Annotated in this window: 25 protein-coding genes and 1 pseudogene; 20 read left to right on the forward strand and 6 right to left on the reverse strand. The window is 35.5% G+C overall.

The genetic code is table 11. The annotated features are described in order from the left end of the window. The first annotated feature begins 48 nt into the window (after positions 1 to 48). Together AAHN03_RS06990 and AAHN03_RS06995 are read left to right on the forward strand one after the other, a co-directional pair. Positions 49 to 300: a type II toxin-antitoxin system Phd/YefM family antitoxin gene (locus tag AAHN03_RS06990; RefSeq protein ID WP_341760858.1), complete on the forward strand. Its 252-nt coding sequence runs from the start codon at positions 49 to 51 to the stop codon at positions 298 to 300. Further along, entirely contained in the window at positions 290 to 586 is a 297-nt protein-coding gene (locus tag AAHN03_RS06995) for a type II toxin-antitoxin system RelE/ParE family toxin (RefSeq protein ID WP_341760859.1), read from the forward strand. Before AAHN03_RS06990 ends, AAHN03_RS06995 begins: the two co-directional genes overlap by 11 nt. Before the next feature lie 29 nt (positions 587 to 615). Here AAHN03_RS06995 and AAHN03_RS07000 read toward each other — a convergent pair whose 3' ends face one another. Continuing rightward, on the reverse strand, positions 616 to 1095 hold the full coding sequence (locus AAHN03_RS07000) for a hypothetical protein (protein WP_342278599.1): 480 nt from the start codon (positions 1093 to 1095) through the stop codon (positions 616 to 618). A gap of 350 nt (positions 1096 to 1445) precedes the next feature. Between AAHN03_RS07000 and AAHN03_RS07005 the strand changes: the two genes are divergently transcribed. From AAHN03_RS07005 to AAHN03_RS07040, 8 genes are all read left to right on the forward strand, one after another. After that, positions 1446 to 1994, forward strand: a complete 549-nt coding sequence (locus AAHN03_RS07005) for a hypothetical protein (protein ID WP_342278600.1) — start codon at positions 1446 to 1448, stop codon at positions 1992 to 1994. Next, positions 1991 to 3460 (forward strand): phage portal protein, encoded by a 1470-nt coding sequence (locus AAHN03_RS07010; protein ID WP_342278601.1) that lies wholly within the window; start codon positions 1991 to 1993, stop codon positions 3458 to 3460. Before AAHN03_RS07005 ends, AAHN03_RS07010 begins: the two co-directional genes overlap by 4 nt. Then, positions 3417 to 5300 (forward strand): phage major capsid protein, encoded by a 1884-nt coding sequence (locus tag AAHN03_RS07015; protein WP_342278602.1) that lies wholly within the window; start codon positions 3417 to 3419, stop codon positions 5298 to 5300. The genes AAHN03_RS07010 and AAHN03_RS07015 overlap by 44 nt, the downstream gene beginning before the upstream one ends. 21 nt (positions 5301 to 5321) lie before the next feature. After that, the gene (locus AAHN03_RS07020) at positions 5322 to 5630 is read left to right on the forward strand and encodes a hypothetical protein (RefSeq protein WP_342278603.1); all 309 of its coding nucleotides are present in this window, start codon (positions 5322 to 5324) and stop codon (positions 5628 to 5630) included. 1 nt (position 5631) lies between these two features. After that, positions 5632 to 6075 carry a hypothetical protein gene (locus AAHN03_RS07025; RefSeq protein WP_342278604.1) on the forward strand — a complete coding sequence of 148 codons (444 nt, stop codon included), beginning with the start codon at positions 5632 to 5634 and terminating at the stop codon, positions 6073 to 6075. 21 nt (positions 6076 to 6096) lie between these two features. Next, positions 6097 to 6486 carry a phage tail tube protein gene (locus tag AAHN03_RS07030; protein ID WP_342278605.1) on the forward strand — a complete coding sequence of 130 codons (390 nt, stop codon included), beginning with the start codon at positions 6097 to 6099 and terminating at the stop codon, positions 6484 to 6486. A 38-nt stretch (positions 6487 to 6524) separates the two neighbouring features. Then, positions 6525 to 6866 carry a hypothetical protein gene (locus tag AAHN03_RS07035; RefSeq protein ID WP_342278606.1) on the forward strand — a complete coding sequence of 114 codons (342 nt, stop codon included), beginning with the start codon at positions 6525 to 6527 and terminating at the stop codon, positions 6864 to 6866. A 155-nt stretch (positions 6867 to 7021) separates the two neighbouring features. Further along, positions 7022 to 7549: a hypothetical protein gene (locus AAHN03_RS07040; protein WP_342278607.1), complete on the forward strand. Its 528-nt coding sequence runs from the start codon at positions 7022 to 7024 to the stop codon at positions 7547 to 7549. Positions 7550 to 7900: 351 nt separating this feature from the next. On the opposite strand, the gene AAHN03_RS07045 is transcribed toward AAHN03_RS07040, so the two are convergent. Both AAHN03_RS07045 and AAHN03_RS07050 read right to left on the reverse strand, forming a co-directional pair. Next, a complete protein-coding gene (locus tag AAHN03_RS07045; RefSeq protein ID WP_342278608.1) occupies positions 7901 to 8962 on the reverse strand; it encodes an IS110 family transposase in 1062 nt (353 codons plus the stop codon). 145 nt (positions 8963 to 9107) lie between these two features. Then, a complete protein-coding gene (locus tag AAHN03_RS07050; RefSeq protein WP_342278609.1) occupies positions 9108 to 9269 on the reverse strand; it encodes a hypothetical protein in 162 nt (53 codons plus the stop codon). Between the two features lie 15 nt (positions 9270 to 9284). On the opposite strand from AAHN03_RS07050, the gene AAHN03_RS07055 reads away from it, so the two are divergent. The 9 genes and pseudogenes from AAHN03_RS07055 (at position 9285) to AAHN03_RS07095 (ending at position 18177) form a co-directional block, all read left to right on the forward strand. After that, a complete protein-coding gene (locus AAHN03_RS07055; RefSeq protein ID WP_342278610.1) occupies positions 9285 to 9416 on the forward strand; it encodes a hypothetical protein in 132 nt (43 codons plus the stop codon). A gap of 70 nt (positions 9417 to 9486) precedes the next feature. Then, positions 9487 to 9741 (forward strand): type II toxin-antitoxin system Phd/YefM family antitoxin, encoded by a 255-nt coding sequence (locus AAHN03_RS07060; RefSeq protein WP_341761051.1) that lies wholly within the window; start codon positions 9487 to 9489, stop codon positions 9739 to 9741. A gap of 55 nt (positions 9742 to 9796) precedes the next feature. Then, entirely contained in the window at positions 9797 to 10405 is a 609-nt protein-coding gene (locus AAHN03_RS07065) for a DUF2460 domain-containing protein (protein ID WP_342278611.1), read from the forward strand. Continuing rightward, a complete protein-coding gene (locus AAHN03_RS07070; protein ID WP_342278612.1) occupies positions 10402 to 11259 on the forward strand; it encodes a DUF2163 domain-containing protein in 858 nt (285 codons plus the stop codon). Before AAHN03_RS07065 ends, AAHN03_RS07070 begins: the two co-directional genes overlap by 4 nt. A 6-nt stretch (positions 11260 to 11265) precedes the next feature. After that, on the forward strand, positions 11266 to 11727 hold the full coding sequence (locus tag AAHN03_RS07075; protein WP_342278613.1) for an NlpC/P60 family protein: 462 nt from the start codon (positions 11266 to 11268) through the stop codon (positions 11725 to 11727). Continuing rightward, on the forward strand, positions 11724 to 15323 hold the full coding sequence (locus AAHN03_RS07080) for a glycoside hydrolase TIM-barrel-like domain-containing protein (RefSeq protein ID WP_342278614.1): 3600 nt from the start codon (positions 11724 to 11726) through the stop codon (positions 15321 to 15323). Before AAHN03_RS07075 ends, AAHN03_RS07080 begins: the two co-directional genes overlap by 4 nt. Positions 15324 to 15429: 106 nt before the next feature. Next, on the forward strand, positions 15430 to 16662 hold the full coding sequence (locus AAHN03_RS07085; protein WP_342278428.1) for an IS1634 family transposase: 1233 nt from the start codon (positions 15430 to 15432) through the stop codon (positions 16660 to 16662). Beyond that, positions 16649 to 17017, forward strand: a complete 369-nt coding sequence (locus AAHN03_RS07090) for a hypothetical protein (protein WP_342278427.1) — start codon at positions 16649 to 16651, stop codon at positions 17015 to 17017. Before AAHN03_RS07085 ends, AAHN03_RS07090 begins: the two co-directional genes overlap by 14 nt. A 99-nt stretch (positions 17018 to 17116) precedes the next feature. Next, positions 17117 to 18177, forward strand: a pseudogene (locus AAHN03_RS07095) (IS110 family transposase). A 639-nt stretch (positions 18178 to 18816) separates the two neighbouring features. On the opposite strand, the gene AAHN03_RS07100 reads toward AAHN03_RS07095, so the two are convergent. Together AAHN03_RS07100 and AAHN03_RS07105 are read right to left on the reverse strand one after the other, a co-directional pair. After that, the gene (locus AAHN03_RS07100) at positions 18817 to 19167 is read right to left on the reverse strand and encodes a hypothetical protein (RefSeq protein WP_342278615.1); all 351 of its coding nucleotides are present in this window, start codon (positions 19165 to 19167) and stop codon (positions 18817 to 18819) included. A 65-nt stretch (positions 19168 to 19232) separates the two neighbouring features. Continuing rightward, positions 19233 to 19355, reverse strand: a complete 123-nt coding sequence (locus AAHN03_RS07105) for a hypothetical protein (RefSeq protein ID WP_342278616.1) — start codon at positions 19353 to 19355, stop codon at positions 19233 to 19235. A gap of 538 nt (positions 19356 to 19893) precedes the next feature. Here AAHN03_RS07105 and AAHN03_RS07110 point away from each other — a divergent pair. Further along, positions 19894 to 20094, forward strand: coding sequence for a transposase (locus AAHN03_RS07110; RefSeq protein WP_342278617.1), 201 nt, complete (start codon positions 19894 to 19896; stop codon positions 20092 to 20094). Positions 20095 to 20233: 139 nt separating this feature from the next. Here the strand turns inward: AAHN03_RS07110 and AAHN03_RS07740 are convergent, their stop codons facing one another. Further along, positions 20234 to 20521, reverse strand: coding sequence for an IS3 family transposase (locus AAHN03_RS07740; RefSeq protein ID WP_410521333.1), 288 nt, complete (start codon positions 20519 to 20521; stop codon positions 20234 to 20236). Positions 20522 to 20848 lie beyond the last annotated feature (327 nt).

Raw genomic sequence — 20848 nt, forward strand, 5'->3', positions numbered from 1 at the left:
TTAAGTACTATAATAGGTATATAATTAAATATTAATCATGGTATAACAATGAATCATATTTATACTAATCTTACTGCCAGTATATCAGAATTTAAAAAAAGTCCTACAGCATTGCTTGCTAAGTCTAGTGGTGAGCCTATTGCTTTATTGAATCATAATAAACCAACGGCTTATTTAGTTCCAGCTGAACTATACGAACAAATGGTTGAAATATTAGATGATAGAGATTTACTTAAACTTGCTGAAGAAAGACTAAAAGAAAAGAAAGAAGCTATAGCAGTTGATCTAAATGATTTATAAACTTGAATTTGTTCCTGCTGCAAAGAAAGAATGGGATAAATTAGGTGAAGTTATTAAACAACAATTTAAAAAGAAATTATCAAGCAGATTAATTAATCCTCATATACCAAAAGATGCCCTAAGTGGAGGGACTAATTTATATAAAATAAAGCTAAAGTCTGCAGGATATAGGTTAGTTTATGAGGTTGATGACATACGAATAACAGTACTTGTTTTAAGCATAGGGAAAAGAAACCGTAACGAAGTATATAAACAATTAACTTCTAGGCTGGAAAAAAACAAGTAAGTACGGGAATTTAAAAAAACCTCGATATATTATGCATTGCCGCCTTTATGTAATTCTTCATCATCGAAATCTATTGTTGCTTTAGCAGCATGCATTATAACGTTAAAATATGAGAAACAGAATTTTAATAAATAATGCTTAGTTGCTAAAAAATTATCAAATTTATCTTTTTCAGTATTGGTAGTATGCAATATATTTTCTTGAATATAAAGCCTATTAATCAGCTTAGCTTCTAATAAAGTAGTAATTACCACCCAAGTTACGAAATAACAAATATTACCAAATATACTGTCATCGATGATTAGATTAATAGGACTATTATAATTATTTTGTTTGCTTACTGTATAAATTAATTCGCGAAGTATGCTGTCATCGTATTTATTTGGTGCGTCGATAATTTTTATTATTGTAAAATTATTTTCCTTACAAAAATTGATCAAAGATTGCCTTATGAGTTCAAAACGGGCATGTGATGAATATAATAAGATAATGGCTTGTTGGTTGTTCATAGCGATCCCTTCTCTAATGTTTTAATAATTAAGAGTTTTGATCGCCAAAGATAAAATGATAAAAGAAAAATTTATAGGTTATACATATCTTGGCGATCGGGAAGTTCGCAGAAACCGTCAACAGCCGGTATGGTAGCCTTTAGGCTTGAAGTTTACACCACAAGCCTTGAACATACGCTACCCCCCCCCGATCATAATAATCAAGGAACAACATTTTCGGTTGTTGTATACCGCTGTTGATAGGGGCTGCGAAACCCCAAAATAACCTTGCAGTTACTTCATTTTTAATTTTAAACTACAGTTAGCAAAAGTCAATAATAAGTTTTTTCAATTACTAATCATATCTTACGGTGATTTCTGAACCAACATCATTTTCTGTAGGTGAAACTGTTGAATGGCAACGATATTTAAACAAATATCCTGCTGCTGAAGGTTGGAATTTGTCTTACAACTTTCGTAATTATACCACTAGTTTTGACGTTGCTGCTATTGCTGAAGCAGATTATTACCTTGTGTTGCTAGATTCTGAAACAACAACTGCTTACCTAGCCGGTAATTATTGGTGGCAAGCAACAATACATAAAGAGAATTTGCGTTACATGATTGCTAAAGGTAATTTAGAAATTAAACCTAATTTAGCACTACTTGCAACTTATGATGGTCGCTCGCATGTTAAGAAGGTTTTAGATGCTCTAGAAGCTACCATTGTTGGCAAGGCAAGCCGGGATCAATTGTCATATTCGATCAGTGGTCGTAGCCTGTCACGGTTAAGCCCAGCAGAATTACTAAAATGGCGTGATATTTACAAAGATGAATATGCTAGGAATTTGCAAGAAGAAAGGATAAAGAATGGGCTTAGTTCAGGCAACCTGATTAAGGTTAGATTCAATAACTCATGAAGCTATTTGATTTCTTCAAAGGTAAATCGGTTATCAAGGAAAAGCGTAAATACGCAGCCGCTAGCGTTAATCGCTTTACTAATGATTGGATTACTGGGAATCTATCAGCAGATGCAGAGTTATATAGAGACCTCAAAATACTACGCAGCCGATCACGAGAACTATGTATAAATAACGATTATGCTCGACGGTTTTTAAAAAGAACTTCTACTAATGTTATAGGTGCTAATGGCATACGGTTACAACTACGTGCCTCTAGTAATAGTGAAAATTTTCTGCAAGATAAAAATAATTATATCCTAGAACAATTTGATAATTGGAGCAAAAAAGGTATTTGTACGGTAGATGGCAGATTATCTTGGATAGATTGTCAAAAATTATTTCTAGAATCAGTGGCTCGTGATGGAGAGGTTATTATTCGTTTAGTCAAAGGCTTTAATAATGAGTTTGGTTTTGCTCTGCAGTTTATTGAAGCTGATCATTTGGACGAGGAGTTAAATGAACCTCTAGCGGATGGTGGATATATTCGTATGGGGATTGAATTTAATAAATGGAATAGACCTGTAGCCTATTATTTACTTACCTCCCATCCCGGTGAAATCTTTAAAAAATATGACCATAACCCTAAGCAATACCAAAGAATTACTGCTAATGAGATTATTCATGGCTATATTTTAGGAAGACCTTCGCAAAGTAGAGGTGTGCCATGGATGCACAGTGCCATGTTACGTCTGCGGATGCTGGGAGCTTATGAAGAAGCAGAGCTGGTAGCAGCTAGAGTTGGTGCATCAAAAATGGGGTTTTTTGTTTCTCAAGATGGTAGTGGTTATCTTGGTCAAGATGATGGTTTTGGTGGCAAGATAATGGAAGCTGACCCCGGGACATTTGAACAACTGCCTGCTGGTATGGATGTGCGGCTATTTGATCCTAATCATCCAACAAGCAGCTTTGCTGATTTTGAGAAGTCAATACTCCGGGGAATTGCTAGTGGGCTGGATATTTCCTATGCGACCCTTGCCAATGATTTAGAGAATGTAAACTTTTCTTCAATTAGGCATGGTAGCCTAGAGGATCGTGATACTTGGCGTATGCTGCAAAATTGGGTGATAGAGCATTTTTGTAACTCGGTATTTGAGAACTGGTTATTAATGGCCATTACTACTGGTCGAATTAAAATACCGCTATCAGAATTTGATCAATACAACAAACCAATATGGCGAGCTAGAGGATGGGCTTGGGTTGATCCACTTAAAGAAAGCCATGCCAATCAAATTGCGATTGCTGAGAAAACTAAAACTAGGAGTCAAATATCAGCAGATCAAGGTATGGATATAGATGAATTATTTCAGCAGATAGTATTTGAACAACAATTAGCTAAAAAATATGGCTTAGATTTAACATTAACAACTACCAACAAAGAAAATGAACAGCAAACAATTAGCACAGAAGAATCTAATGACGATTAAATGTAAAACTGAAATGCTATACCGACATACGGTTTTAGATCAACTAGTTAGAGAAGATCGCAGTTTTGAACTGTCTTTTTCAAGCGAAGAACCAGTAGAGAGATTTTTTGGTCTTGAGATACTTGACCACAAACCTGAAAGCGTCAAGCTAGATTGGTTAAATTCTGGCCACGCTCCCCTACTTCTTGACCATGACCCAACTAAGCAAATTGGTATTGTTGAAGCTGCTGAAATAACTAGTGATGGTAAAGCTAGGGGCAAAATAAGGTTTGGTAAGAGTAGTTTAGCTGAAGCAGCTTACCAAGACGTGCTAGATGGTATTAAAAGTAACATATCAGTAGGCTATTGTTATTTACCAAATGGCATAGTACTTGAGCAAGAGTCAAAAGGGGATAATCCTAACATTTATCGGATCAACAAATGGAAACCACTAGAAGTATCATTAGTATCAATACCAGCTGATCATACAGTAGGCATTGGTCGAAACCAACTAGAAATAATTGCTAATAATATGATTAATATGAGGGAAAACATGCAAAATGAAGTAATAGAAAATAGTCAACCATCGATTACCGTTAATACCGAACAAATTACCAAAGACATTAGGCAGAATGAAGCTACTAGACTTAGTGAGATATTAACTATCGGTGATAAACATAATATGCACGATATGGCGATAGAATTTATTCGTGAGGGCAAAAGCATTGATGCTTTTAGGCAGAAGGTTCTCGAAATATTGAGCAACAATCCAATTATCAACACTACTTCACCAAAATCAGCTATTATCGGGATGAGTACAAAGGAAGCAAGAAGCTTCTCTATTTTAAGAGCCATTAGAGCAACAGTGACAGGCAATTGGAGTGATGCTGAGCTGGAAAAAGAAGCATCAATGGCAGTTGCTAAAAAAATTAATCGAGAGCCTTCTAGCTTTTTTGTACCTCTTGATGTCAATTTAGAACAAATAGAGCAAAGAAGTTATGTAGGCAGAACGCTGGAAAAATTATCAAATGTTGCCGGTGGTTACTTAGTTAGTACCGATTACCTAAGCAACAATTTTATTGAACTGCTGCGTAACAAAATGCTTGTTAAGCAAATGGGAGCTAAAGTAATGAGTGGCTTGCATGGCGATGTAGCAATACCAAAACAAACTGGTGGAGCTACTACTTTTTGGGTATCAGAAGGGAGAGGCCCTGAGCATAGCGAGCAAGCCTTTGCCCAAGTAACACTCTCCCCTAAAAGCATTGCGGCATATACTGATTTTACTCGCAAATTAGTGCTACAATCCAGTCCTGATATAGAAAATCTAGTACGCAGTGACCTTGCTACCGTTATTGCTCTTGAAGTTGATCGAGCTGCGATAAGTGGTAGGGGCATTGGGGCTGAACCACTAGGTATTCTTAACACAGTTGGCATTGGTAATGTTACTTTTGATGACGATAATCCAATAAGCTGGGGTAATATCGTAGACCTTGAAAGCCTAATTGCTGCAGGGAATGCTGATATTGGCACGCTTGGCTATTTATGCAATGCCAACATACGAGGAATTTTAAAGCAAACAGAAAAAGCTGAAGGAACTGCCCAATTTGTTTGGGAAAGTAGTAGTGAGCTAGGTTTTGGTTACCTTAACGGCTATAGAGTTGGAACAACCAACCAAATACCAGCTGATACTATATTATTTGGCAATTTTGCTGATCTAATTATTGGACAATGGGGAGTGCTGGATGTATTAGTAGACCCTTACACTTTAGGAACTAGCGGTGGCATTAGAATAAGAGTCATGCAAGATGTAGACATTGCAGTTAGACACGCTGAGAGTTTTGCAGTGCTAACTAGACAATAATTAATATTATAGTAACATAAAATGGCATTTCAAGAAGATTTTGCTGAGTTTTTAGATACAGAACAAGGGTTTGCAGTAGAGGCAACAGTAACGCCAAAAGATGGACTAGCTTACCAACTCAAAGGGATATTTGTTAGCAACTACTACCCTATAGATATTGGAACAAGTGGCTTTGTCGGATTCAATCCAAGCTTTGAATGCTGTGAAGAAGAGGCAAGAAAAATCAATGATGGAGATATACTAACTATCCGGCAAACAAAGTACAAAATTGTTGAAATCAAACTAGATGATACTGGTTGGGTAGTGCTGGGATTAGAGCGACAAAGCTGATATGCTGCATGCTAGAACCAGCATAAGGCAAAGTTTTGTGGATATCCTTAAAGGAAAAACGGCAGCAAAAGATAAAGTTTACGATAGTCGTTTATATAGCATGAATGACAGCAGTTTGCCGGGGATTATCATATTTTCTAGCCAAGAAGAAATAGTAACCAGCACTATCAGTCCACCAAGATGTCAGAACAGGACGGCACGAATAACGGTAGAATGTTATGCCAAGGCTACTACTTCGGTTAATATCATAGTTGATAATATGACAGCTGAAGTGGAAAGTTTAGTGTTAAATAATCCTGAACTAAAGAAGCTTTGCAAAGATTGCCGTTTGGAATCAACCGATATTAGCCTAAATTCAGATGGCGATCAACCAGTAGCAGTAGCAAGCCTAGTATTTGCAGTAAGCTACCAAACTAAAGAGACTTCACCGAATATAATAATATAAATCCAATAATGAGAAACCAATATGTCAACACATGCAGGATCAGAAGGAATAGTTAGAATTGGTACAACACAGGTAGCCGAAGTTAAATCATGGTCGCTGGAAGAGGTATGCGATACGGTAGATGCCAGCACTATTGGCACTGAGTGGCGTAAGTCTCAGGCTACTATTAAGAGTTGGTCAGGTTCGATAGAGGCCTTTTGGGATGAAGCTGATACTGAAGGTCAAGGAAAGCTTACCATTGGAGTGAGTGTACAGCTAAGTCTTTACCCAAAAGGCGAAAATGAAGAAAAGATATATTTTACGGGCATAGCAATTGTTACTGGCATTTCTCGGCAAGCTTCTTTTGATGGGTTAGTTGAAAGTTCCTTTACCTTTCAGGGCAATGGTAAATTATTAGAAGTAAAACAGTAAAATTTAACAATACTAATAGAAAGTAGGAGAAGACAATAATGACTGAAAAAATTATTGACAGGATTAAAGCCCATTTTGATGCTAAGGAGATCAAGGTAATTGAGGTAGCAGAATGGGGAGATGATGAGAATCCGTTATATATTCACTGTTCTCCTTTGACCTTAGCACAGAAGAACCGTCTATATAAAATGGCTAAAGAAGATGATTTGGGCTTAATGGTTGAAGCATTGATTATGAAGGCTAAAGATACTGAAGGTAATTGTTTGTTCAGCAGAGCAGATAAACCAAATTTAATGAGAAACTGTGATCCTGATGTGTTAATTCGTGTCGCAACCTCGATCATGGAGAGCAATGATACTGAGGTAACAGAAAAAAACTAACTAGCCAGCCAGCATTACTTAACATGTTTGCTTTAGCTGAGCATTTAGGAAAAACCATAGCTGAAATCGAACAAATGACAATAGATGAGTGGCATCATTGGCTGGCATATTTTAAAATTAAAAAACAGCACCAATATAACAAATTAACAAAATAAATGAGTTCTAACAATAAAGAAGTCAGAGTAACTTTTAGAGGAGTTGATAAAACCAAAGAAGCATTTGGCAGAATCAAGCAGAATTTCAAGAAACTGCAAGATCAGCTTAGCAGAATTAAACTAGGCTTTGGTAGAATCGGTACGGCAATAACTGCGGCATTTAGTGTAGCAACTTTAAAGAAAATTATCGATAGCGGTGAGGAGATTGGTAAACTTGCTAATAAGCTAGATATTAGCACCCATAGTTTATCAGAGTTAAAATATGCTGCAGAGAGATGCGGGGTGGAGTTTAGTACCCTTACTTCAGGTCTTGAGCAAATGGCAATGAGGGTGTCAGATGCAGCAAGAAACTCCGGAGAGGCAAAAGATGCTTTGAGGTTACTGGGTTTATCAGCTAAAGAATTGAATCAAGTAGCACCCAATGAGCAGATTGGACAAATTGCTGAAAACTTGCTACTCATCTTCGAGATAAATATGAGCAGAAATTATGCTATAGAACGTGAGTATTATGCGACGAGTGGAGTGTAGAATTAAATTCTCGTTACTGACTACATGTATGAACCTCCTGTAAAATGCAAGAAAAAAATAACATCTAATAGCAAAAATGCAAATGCATACATGTATCCGGCTTATAGTTAATAAATTATGTGTAATTTATCCTACAGCCCTGATGGAATTCGCTGGCTTACAAATTTACTATATACTTATCATTTTATCGGCTTCAAAGAGCCATTGTAGTCATCAGTTTCTTTGTAAGCTAAGGTTTGTCTTATTTACCATCAATATTATTATCTCACGCATATTCCGGGTTGGAATCTCTTACATATTCTTTGTTTACCTATTAATTAATAAACCACTATTTATTTTATTTTATGTTAATTATAATAGCTCTGTGCTACAAACTTTACTCTCTACATAATCATCCCCTGACCTTAGTACTGCAAACACCACTCTTGCCAGTTTATTAGCTACAGCAACTACTGTTTTATTATGTCCATTTCGCTCAGATAAATTAAACATCCACTGCGTAAATTTGCTAAAATCTTTTTTAGATTTTTGTTCTTCCGATGTAAATCTTATCTTGGCATTTAGTACAGCTCTAGCTCCTTGGATCAATAGAGTACGCAAGTAAACATCACCTCGCTTGCTAATTCCAAGCAACTTATCTTTCCCTCCACTGGAATACTGCCTTGGCACTAATCCAAACCATGCCGATAATTGCCTACCATTCTCAAAACTTGTAGCATTACCTATTGATGCTATTAAAGCAGTAGCAGTAATTAAACCAAGACCAGGTATAGCTGTTAATCGTTGATATTGAGTTAAGTTGCTAGCTATTATTTTTAATCTTTTTTCTATCTCTTTTATTTTTTTGTCATTATCCAAAAATTCCTCTTTCAGTTCACTAAATGTTTGATAACCCAGCTGGCTTAAATTTCCTTCATCTGAAATCTCGGTTAATTTTGTCATAACCTTATTGATCCCTTGAGGAATAATAAAACCAAATTCATGTAGTAGACCCCTAATTTCATTAGCAAGGGCAGTACGATTTTTTACCAATCTCTCTCTTACTCGATGAATTGATAAAATATCTTGTTGTTCTACAGTTCTAATTGGTACAAACCTCATATTTGGTCTTGTTACCGCTTCACATATAGCTTCTGCATCAGCTTGATCATTTTTATTAGTTTTAACATACGGTTTGACAAATTGTGCTGCCATTAGTTTTACTGTATGCCCCAATTTAGTTATTTCTCTTGCCCAGTAACTAGCTCCGCCGCAAGCTTCCATCCCTACCAAACATTTTGGTAAATTAGCCATAAATGTTAAAACTTGATCTCTCATTAATTTTTTCTTTAATACCGTCTTACCATTTTTATCTACACCATGAATTTGGAAAATTCTTTTTGCAATATCTATACCAATTGTGGTAACTTCCATCTTAGCCTCCTGATTGTTATTTTAATATTTAATATTAACTTTAGAAGATTAGCAACTGCTTTTCATTCTGTATATCAGGAGGTCCATACCATTATTTTTTCACCTGTGGAATTTTATAATAAATAAATACTGATAAAAGTGTACTTTAATGACAAGAATTTTTATTTGAAACAAAACAATGGTAATACACATAAGAAGCATTATGTTGACTAATTTTTAGTATGTCAAGTAGAAAAGTGATGTTTACATGACTACAAACTTCATGCCAAAACCACTGCAAACCTGATTTTTTAGACGTTTTAAGCACTTTTTTGTCTCGAAGATGAGTAGCAACAACAATATTGTAGTTAACATGAATATTCAAACCCCGGATATTAGCTCATTTAACCAAAGCAGAAGTCAAATTGCCGCTGATATGGCAAGGCAGATAGCAAGGAGTTCTAGAAATCTGTGACATATAACTTGACAAAAATTTGTACGTAACGTACATTTGAGTAGTAGATTTAAAAGGGTACAATCCTACTATGAATTTTATTACCACTGTAGAAGCAAGAGAACATTTTTCTGAAGTACTGAATCGTAGTGCTTATGGGAAAGAAAGAATCATTTTTACAAGGCGAGGAAAAAACCTTGTTGCCGTAATACCTATGGAAGATTTAAATTTGCTTGAAGCTCTTGAAGATAAATTAGATGTAGAGGATGCAAGAAAATCCCTAGAAGAAGCCAAGCAACATGGCACTATATCTCTAGCTGACTTTAAGAAAAATGAAGATATTTAGAAGATATATATATAATAATCTTAACTCTCTGATTAACAAGCTAATTTAATCATTTATGATAGTCTTTGCTGAGGTGCAATTTCCGCCTGAGATATCTTATGGTTCTAAGGGTGGGTCAATATTCTCAACTAACATCGTTACAACATTTAGTGGTCATGAGCAACGCAATATTAACTGGCAAATGGCAAGAAGCAGATATGATATTGGTAGTGGTATCAAGACGCAAGCCCAGTGGCAAGAGCTAATAAGTTTTTTTCGGGCAAGACGTGGCAGAGCTATAGGTTTTCGTTATAAAGACTGGTCTGATTATCAAGGTATAAATCAGTTATTAGGCAAAGGGGACGGTCAAACAAAAAAATTCCAATTAGTTAAAAATTATATTAGTGGTGGATATATTTATGCTAGAATTATAACTAAACCAGTAAAAAATAGTTTTTGCAAGATTTATCTTGATTCTTGTGTAGTACAAACAGAAGAAATTGACATTGATTTTACCACTGGCTCAATTGTCTTTGCTCAACCTCCAAGAAGAGATGAAGAAATAAAGGCAGATTTTGAATTTGACGTACCAGTTAGGTTTGACACGGATCACCTTGATTTATCGATGGATAGCTTTAACATAGGCTCTTGGGGTAATATTCCTCTCATTGAAATTAGAATATGAGAAATTTACCGCCAACATTAACTCATCACTTAAAATCCGAGGTGACAAGTCTTGCTACTTGCTGGAAAATTACTAGACTGGATAAAATAATTTTAGGATTTACTGATTATGACCAAAATTTACTAATTGATGATTTGCAATATGACTCTATTGCTAGTTTTACTCCAACCAATGTTGAGAGTAGCAGTAACATGGCAGTAGATAATCTTGACTTATCAGGGCAAATTTTTACCCCTAAAATAAATGCTAGCGATTTACTTGCTGGTAAATATGATTTTGCTGAAGTTGAAATATTTTTAGTGAATTATCAAGAGCCAAATAGTGGTAAGCTAATACAAAAGCGGGGAGTATTAGGGGAAGTAACTTTAAACAGTAACATGTTTTGTGCTGAAATAAGAGGGCTTACACAATTCTTATCACAAACAATGTGTGAAACTTATCTGCCTCATTGTCGAGCTAATCTTGGTGATACAAAATGCAAGTTTAACTTGCAACAGCCAGGATTTACTGTGGAAGAAACAGTATCGAAGGTGATTGACCAGCAAAGCTTTTTTGCCCAAAGCCTTAATCAGCCCAATGGCTGGTTTACTGGAGGTTACGTTATTTGGTATAGCGGTAATAATCATGGACTAAAGATGGAAGTAAAAGATTTTGCTGATACAAAGATAATATTAGCTCTACCAATGCCTTTTGCTATTAGTGTATCTGATAAATTTGCTATTATTGTTGGTTGTGATAAAAATAGTAAAACATGCATAGAGAAATTTCAAAACATTGTCAATTTCCGTGGTGAACCTGATTTGCCCGGCATAGATAGACTGATGAGTACTGCTGGAACACGTAAATGTAACTAAGTAATAATGATCAGCGGTAAAGATATAGTAACAGAAGCAAGGACATGGCTTGGCACTAAGTATCATCACCAAGGCAGACTGAAGAGAAGTTATGCCAGCAATGGCGGTGTTGATTGCATTGGGCTGATTATGGGAGTTGCTATGGAACTAAGGCTAGTTGGGGCAGATGGCAAACTATTAGCAGAATTTGATGAAACTAGCTATTCTCCTCACCCTGATGGGGTAAGATTAAAGCAGTTTCTAGATTTACATTTAAAAAACATTGATACCAACCAAATAAAACTAGGTGATGTGCTATTGTTTAAGCTATTTAGGCATCCCCAACATGTTGGTATAGCCAGCAACTATTTTAGTGGAGGTATAGGCATTATTCATTGTTATTCAGGTTCAGGTCAAGTAGTTGAACATTATTTATCAGCTGCATGGCAAAGAATGCTAGTTGCAGCTTATAGGTTTAGCTACCAATGACCAATGCCATATTACCAGTAGCAGGAGCGGTAGGCGGCTTTTTCATTGGTGGATCTGTTGGAGCGATTATGGGTGCTAATTTGGGTATGGCAGCCAATAATCTTTTTTTACCAAGAAAAAAGCAAAGTATTAAATTACCTACCCAAGAAGGGTCAAGGCTTAGTGACCTAAGAGTGCAGCTATCAAGTTACGGTGAAGTAATACCTAAAATATACGGCTCAATGAGGCTTGCTGGCAATATTATTTGGGCTACTGATATTAAAGAAGTGGCAACTGAGCATGAGCATTCTGAATGCCAAAACAGTGGTGGTAAAGGTGGCGGAGGTAGGCAAACAGTTATTACTACTCAAAGTACTATCACTTATAGCTATTTTGTTAGCCTAGCAATTAGCATATGTGAAGGTGAAGTTAATGAAATTATCAGAATTTGGGCTGATAGCAAGTTGCTTACTGAAGATATCTTAAGAAGTGATCAGGGGAAATTTAACATTCATCTTGGTACTGAAGAACAAATGCCCGATGATATTATTGGTAAGTACAAATCTGCTCAAACATATCCAGCCTATAGAGGTTTATGCTACGTGGCAATAGAGGATTTTCCTCTTGAGCAGTTTGGCAATCGCATTCTGAATTTTACCTTTGAGGTTAAACGTTTAGTTAAGTTTAAGCCAGCAGTAGAGGATAAAATTAAAGAGGTAGTATTAATCCCGGGAGCTGGGGAATTTGTTTATGCTGATCAGCTTTATACTAAACAAGATGGTATGAATATTGGCAATAGCTGGACGCCACTAAAGAACAAACACTATCTTAACATGCATAATTATGCAAACAAACCTAATATGTTTGTAGCACTGGAGCAAATGGCAAGGACTTTACCGAACCTTGAGTGGGTGGCATTAGTAGTAACTTGGTTTGCAACCTCTAGCAGAGCTGTTGATTGTTGCATTGTACCTAAAGTAGAATATTATGGTGATAGCACAAAAATGTTACCAAATGATTGGCAAGTAGCAGGAGTTGCTAGGTCACAGGCTGAAGTAGTGCTTTACATCAATGAATTTACTCCAACCTATGGTGGTACTCCTTCTGATGATAGCGTAGTAGCTATTTGTCAACATCTTAAGAAGTGTGGATATAAAGTAATGTTTTATCCCATGATCTTTGTAGATGAACTTGAGCCAAAGGCGAAGCCTTGGAGAGGGAGGATAACAGCTACCAGCGTCAGTGAAATTGATAACTGGTTTAATAACCCGGTCTCAGGATATAATAGTTTTATTATGCATTATGCAGACCTTATGGTTGTACAAGTTGATGCATTCATTATTGGCTCTGAAATGGTTAGCCTAACCTCCTTTACCGATAGAACTGGATCATACCCAGCAGTTGAGCAATTTATTCAGCTAGCTTCTATGGTAAAAGCAAAATTAGGTAATACTCTAGTAACATATGCTGCTGATTGGACAGAATACCATCATACAAATGGTGGTTGGTTTAATCTTGATCCACTTTGGGCTAGTCCAAACATTGATTTTGTCGGTATTGATGCCTATTTTCCGCTTACTGAAGATTTGCCACATTCTCAGATTACCGAAGAGCTTATTAAAAAAGGCTGGGAAAGTGGTGAAGGATGGGACTATTATTGGGACTGGCAAAGGAAGCAAAAATATTATTTTGCCGCTGAATCACCACAAACCCCTGATAAATATGCTTGGAAAAATTTACAACATTGGTGGACAACTGTACATCATAACCCGAATGGTAGAGCTACTAATTGGCAACCGAAGATGAAGCCTATATGGTTTACTGAATTTGGTTTTCCGTCAGTAGATGCTTGCAGTAATCAGCCTAATGTATTTTATGACCCGACTTCTGTTGAATCGTACTTTCCTAGAAATTCTAAAGGTAGAGTAAATTTTTTAGCTCAACGTCATGCACTAAATGCCACACTAGATTATCTAGCAGAACGTAATAGTAAAGAAGGCTGTGAGCAACTGATACCAAAAAGATTTGTTTGGACTTATGACGCAAGACCTTTCCCTTTTTGGCCTGACTTTAAAAACATATGGCAAGATGGAATATTATGGTCAACTGGTCACTGGATTAACGGTAAGCTGGGAGGTTCAAGCCTTGGGGCTATTGTTGCTGAAATTTTAGCAAGTGTTGGATTAAAGCCTACTGATTATGATGTATCTAGACTGACTCAAGATGTTTATGGCTATATTATCAATCAGCATATAACGGCAAGAGAAGCAATAGAACAATTGCAAAGTGCCTATTTTTTTGATGTAGTAGAAAGTGATGGTATTCTTAAGTTTATGCTAAGACTTGAGTCTATGAGTAATATAGATATAGAAGAAGATAATTTAGTTACGGTAGGTACAGATAGCAAAACTACTATAGAAATAAGCATTACTCAGGAATTAGAGCTACCACAAAAAGTAAGTGTTACTCATATCGACTGCCAACAAAATTATGATTTAGTCACTGTCCAATCACAACGGCAGGCAGTTCAAACCACAGAACAAGTAAATTTTTCATTACCAATAGTGTTAGATGAACAATCAGCCAAACAAATCGCTGACATTACCCTATACAATGCTTGGCAGGAGCGAATTAGTTACCAACTAACTCTGCTTCCCCAATATGGCTTTTTAGAACCAACAGATATTATCAATGTTATCTGTACAGCAGACGACAATCAAGTGCAGCATCAGTTAAGGATTGTTAAAACCGATATGCAGCGTTCAGGGTTGATGAAGATTTTTGCTACTAGCTTTAATATGGCTATGTATGACTTTCATAGCGACACAAATTATCTTACGTCAAATTATGAATTACCAAAACCAGTAGCTGCAACCATCATGGAGCTAATAGAGACGCCTACGCTGCCAACTGATGCCAAGTCAACCCAACCAATTCTACGCATAGCCATAGTACCTGATGGTAGCAACTGGCAAGGAACAGCTATATATAACAGTAGGGATGATGGTTACGATTACAAATTGCTAGCAACTACCACTGTACCATCAGTTATGGGCGTGGTAACTAATCAGCTGTCTTTTGGATATACAGTAATTTTTGATTATCATAACGAAATAATTGTACAATTGCTTTATGGATCATTATCAAGCGTCAGCGAACTTGCGTTACTAAATGGATCAAATGCTGCCTTGATAGGTGATGAGTTAGTACAATTCCAAAATGCTGAATTAATTGGTGACCATAAATATAAGTTAACAAAATTGTTGAGAGGTAGACAAGGAACAGAATGGGCTATTAATAAACACCAAGTTGCAGATAAATTTGTTCTTCTAAATTCAGCAGTTATGGCAGTCAATCTAAATCATCACTTAATTGGTCGGAAGTTACTCTACAAACCCGTGTCAGTCGGTAATTCATTTGGTGAAACTAATACTATAGAGAGCAGGTTTATGGCTAGAAATCTTAAACCTCTTGCACCAGTACATACCAAGTCTGAAAAAGATAAGCAAGGTAACATTATTATCAGTTGGATTAGACGGAGTAGAATAGATAGTGATTGGCGTGATTATGTTGATGTACCACTTGGCGACTTATCTTCGAGAGGGAGAAGTGTTTGAAGAGGTAGGAAAGTAAGGTTTATAAGGATTTTGCTATAAGATTTGTAGTCATGTAAATGATATTTTTTATTTGACAATGCTGGAATTTAGAGATATAATCTCTTTCATGTATATTACAACTGTTCCAAATAGAAATTCTCGTCCTGCAATATTGCTTCGTACCTCTTATCGCGAAGACGGGAAAGTATTAAATAAAACCCTAGCTAACTTAACTAACTGGGATGATTTACGCATTGAGGCTTTTAAGAAGATGCTGAAAGGTGAATTTGATGGTTTAGATGGTGTTCCTGAGGTTGGTGAAAGTTTTGGGACTATTTTTCTACTAAAAAGAATTGCTGATGAAATTGGTATTACTAAGGCTCTTGGTACTAGAAGCAAAGAAGCTTTATTGAGTCTATTTTTGGTTTTAGCACGCTTTGCTCACCAAGGGTCTAGACTTTCCAGCGTGAAATGGGCGAAATCGCATGCGATATCTGATGTATTATCTGTCGATTCATTTGATGAAACCCATTTATATCAGGCTCTAGAATGGTTAGAAGAGAACCAAGAAAAGATCGAATTAAAATTATTTAAAACTTATCAAAAGAAAAATAACAAGCCGCCTGTTATGCTTTTATATGACGTCACTTCCAGCTATTTCGAAGGAACAGAGAATGAACTTGCGGAATATGGGTACAATCGGGATAAAAAGAAGGGTAAAAAGCAAATAGTGATTGGTCTATTAACTGATGATCATGGCGAACCTTTGGCTGTTAGAGTTTTTAAGGGTAATAGTGCTGATCCTTCTACCATTTATGAGCAGATTGAGCTAGTAAAATCTAATTTTGGTATTAAGAATATAGTCTTTGTTGGTGATAAAGGAATGATTAAGAGGACAGGCAAAGAAGGATGGGACTATATTACAACCTTAAGTAAAGTTGAGATTGAAAGCTTAAAGAAAAGCGGAGTTTTGCAATATAGTTTTTTTGAAGAACAGCTATGCGAAGTAACCAATAATGGCAAAAGATATATTTTAAGGAAGAATGGTTCTATAGCCCGAAAAGTTGAGTTTGATAGGAATAACCGAGTTGAAAAATTGGTTGCAAAGATTGAAGAGCGTAATATATATGTATCAACCCATAAGAAAGCAAAGCTAGAACTTGGTTTAAATAATATTCAAAAAATTGCCAAAGAATGGCGGATAGATAAATTTATCAACCTAAAATTAGACGGCAACCAAATAGTGGTTGAAATTGATCAAGATAAGAAAAAAGAGTTGTTTGCTCTTGATGGTTGTTATGCGATTGAAACACAGATTGAAATTAAACTGATGAGTAAAGAATTGGTTGATAAAGCATAATTTACATGAAGTAGAATCGAATTTTAGCAGTATGAAGACAGGATTACTCGAAGTAAGACCGATCTTTTTAAGGAAAAGCAACAGAACGAAGGGACATGTATTTGTTTGCATGTTGGCATTAAAAATATGGCACTATATGAAAAATAAGTTGAAACAAGGTTGTGGCGTAACCAAGGATGGTAAATATAATGTGACCATTGAGGAAGCATTAAGAGAGCTGGATAAAGTATGTTTTTTATATTACACAATCAAGGGTTGCAAAGTTGCAAGATTACCAAAATTAAGCGAGTTTCAACAAAATTTATTCAATTTATTTGATTTAACGATGCCCCAAATGACAAAATCTGCAAAATGATAAAATAATGGTATGGACCTCCTGATATACAGAATGAAAAGCAGTTGCTAATCTTCTAAAGTTAATATTAAATATTAAAATAACAATCAGGAGGCTAAGATGGAAGTTACCACAATTGGTATAGATATTGCAAAAAGAATTTTCCAAATTCATGGTGTAGATAAAAATGGTAAGACGGTATTAAAGAAAAAATTAATGAGAGATCAAGTTTTAACATTTATGGCTAATTTACCAAAATGTTTGGTAGGGATGGAAGCTTGCGGCGGAGCTAGTTACTGGGCAAGAGAAATAACTAAATTGGGGCATACAGTAAAACTAATGGCAGCACAATTTGTCAAACCGTATGTTAAAACTAATAAAAATGATCAAGCTGATGCAGAAGCTATATGTGAAGCGGTAACAAGACCAAATATGAGGTTTGTACCAATTAGAACTGTAGAACAACAAGATATTTTATCAATTCATCGAGTAAGAGAGAGATTGGTAAAAAATCGTACTGCCCTTGCTAATGAAATTAGGGGTCTACTACATGAATTTGGTTTATTATTCCTCAAGGGATCAATAAGGTTATGACAAAATTAACCGAGATTTCAGATGAAGGAAATTTAAGCCAGCTGGGTTATCAAACATTTAGTGAACTGAAAGAGGAATTTTTGGATAATGACAAAAAAATAAAAGAGATAGAAAAAAGATTAAAAATAATAGCTAGCAACTTAACTCAATATCAACGATTAACAGCTATACTTGGTCTTGGTTTAATTACTGCTACTGCTTTAATAGCATCAATAGGTAATGCTACAAGTTTTGAGAATGGTAGGCAATTATCGGCATGGTTTGGATTAGTGCCAAGGCAGCATTCCAGTGGAGGGAAAGATAAGTTGCTTGGAATTAGCAAGCGAGGTGATGTTTACTTGCGTACTCTATTGATCCAAGGAGCTAGAGCTGTACTAAATGCCAAGATAAGATTTACATCGGAAGAACAAAAATCTAAAAAAGATTTTAGCAAATTTACGCAGTGGATGTTTAATTTATCTGAGCGAAATGGACATAATAAAACAGTAGTTGCTGTAGCTAATAAACTGGCAAGAGTGGTGTTTGCAGTACTAAGGTCAGGGGATGATTATGTAGAGAGTAAAGTTTGTAGCATAGAGCTATTATAATTAACATAAAATAAAATAAATAGTGGTTTATTAATTAATAGGTAAACAAAGAATATGTAAGAGATTCCAACCCGGAATATGCGTGAGATAATAATATTGATGGTAAATAAGACAAACCTTAGCTTACAAAGAAACTGATGACTACAATGGCTCTTTGAAGCCGATAAAATGATAAGTATATAGTTTGTAAGCCAGCGAATTCCATCAGGGCTGTAGGATAAATTATACATAATTTATTAACTATAAGCCGGATACATGTATGCATTTGCATTTTTGCTATTAGATGTTATTTTTTTCTTGCATTTTACAGGAGGTCCATACATGTAGTCAGTAACGAGAATTTAATTCTACACTCCACTCGTCGCATAATACTCACGTTCTATAGCATAATTTCTGCTCATATTTATCTCGAAGATGAGTCGCGAGCCACAAAGTGGCGTGGCGATCCAAATAAATAGCTTGCTGTTTTATTTTTGCCACTGCAACTTTATTGCAAAGCACAGTTAAGCACTGTGGCAATCTTCATTAAGCAAGGCCTCCTTCACAAGATTGCCACGTCGCCGCTTTTTCGCGACTCTCGCAATGACGGTTAATTCTTAAACTGACGTCTATGCACTTTCGCAGGGATGGCAATGACTTTTAAATTCCCCCTTCCCCTAATAAATTTATTGTATAATCATCGTGATCGTAATAATAACCTGCATTATGACCTACATCTTCGTTTAAATATCCTGCATTACCGTTGTGTTCATATCTTTCTTTATATGAAATAGTAGCAGTAAATATTTTTTTTACAAGATTGAACTCATCATCCGAGTAATTTAATACTAATGCTGTTGATAATTCTGAGTTAAAAGTGTCTTTATCACTGTTTGGATAGCGAAGAAACTCACTTATCTTTTTTACAACTCTATCGATCTTTGAGTAACCTAGATTTAACTCTTGCAGTTTATTGAATACTGGTTTTGTATTAGGGTAATTTTCCAACAATTGTTGAATTTTTACTTTTTCGGCAACTTGAACTGCCTGTAGTTTGTTTGTTGCTACCCTTGCCGCTATATTTGTTGTTGTTTCAACTTACTTAATATGTTAACATCATTACCATTAGGCTCCTGCTCCTCTAAATTATTAGTAAGTGCTAGGTATTGTTTAATATTAAAGTCTTTAATTTTTGCCATGATTTATAATCTTTTAAAGTTATTTTTTCTATTTTGATAAACTAATATTACCGGCACAAACGGTTTTTATTAAAAATCCAGCACATTATATGAAGTATTTTAGAAATTGCAAGTATTTTTATTGAAATGTTGAACCAAGGCAGTTTAAAAGTTACAACTAACGATAGAAAATACTAAATTACAGAAACAAATAATTGTCATCGCAAGCCACAAAGTGGCACAACTGTTGAAAGTTTACAAATACCTATACCACAGAGTCTATTAGCGAGCGTAAGCGAAGCAATTGTAAGTTAAAAGTATGATATAATAGATATTGAAGTCAATGTAAATACTGACTTATAAGGGGGTATTACAGCGATAGTCATTAATAATATAAATGACTATCGCTGTGCAGGCGTGAGCGACCGTGAAGCAATTGGTTTTAAGATCGTATAGATCCTAGTACTCTAGCCCAAATCCCCGAGACGTTTGAATAGTTGATTGGGATGCCTTTGCACGCCCGCTTACAATCGTAAACATTAAAAGTCTTCGAGGTATTATGCTATTATACAATAATTTTATCGGTTTTGATATAGGAAAATTCAATTTTGTTGTTGCTATTCATGGAAAAAAAGAAACTAAAGAATATAATAACAACTCTAATGGAATAGCTGATTTTATCAAGGATTACAAAAAAGAGATTAGTTCTGCATTGTGTGTTTTAGAAACTACTGGTGGATATGTACTAGTTACGACTTAATCTGACAATAAGTAATAATCAGGCAGCTTGATAAGTAATAGCCAAGTTGTCTGATATTCTCTCTATATTACTAATATTTTTATCTTTAGCAATATATAAGTGAATCTCTAAAAGTTTGCATTAGACTTCTTTCGAAACTCTACTTCTGCTGGTGATTTGTACGTCGATGCGGTACTCGAATCCTCACGTACATTAGAGTACGCTGCGGGTCGAGGTTCCGCGTCTCCTTCAAATCCCTCAGCATAAGCGAGTTTCGAAAGAAGTCTATTGGTGTTTTACCAAAACCATGTTTACCTGAATGAGACCTTTCGTTATTATAATTTGTAAGCCAAGTATCTATATCAGCTTGTAACTCATCTAATGTATTATAGAGCTTTTTACGGAATAGAATGTGATAGCACTCTTCAGAAGCTCTGACAAGGAGCAAGCCTTATGGCAAGATTACTTCCAAAAAGATTTTAGATTTATTATGTCAACAAAAAAAATATGATGTGGCAGTGATTAAAAATTTTAATCACTGTATACCATGCAAACAATTTGAGCTAAATCACCAAAAAAAGCTAAAAAGGTAGTGTACTAGAGATGTCTGTCCTTTTGCATTCATCCTTGAGGCAATCTTTTTAGCAATTATAGAATTCATGCTATTTCTGCATTATATTATTTAGTGCTTTATAGTTTATGTGCTATACTTTATCGTATAAAATGATTGATATAATTTTGATTATCTAGTATGGCTATTTCCCATTTTCTCAAT

This window comes from Candidatus Tisiphia endosymbiont of Myopa tessellatipennis (assembly GCF_964031105.1).
In the GTDB taxonomy this organism is placed as follows: domain Bacteria; phylum Pseudomonadota; class Alphaproteobacteria; order Rickettsiales; family Rickettsiaceae; genus Tisiphia.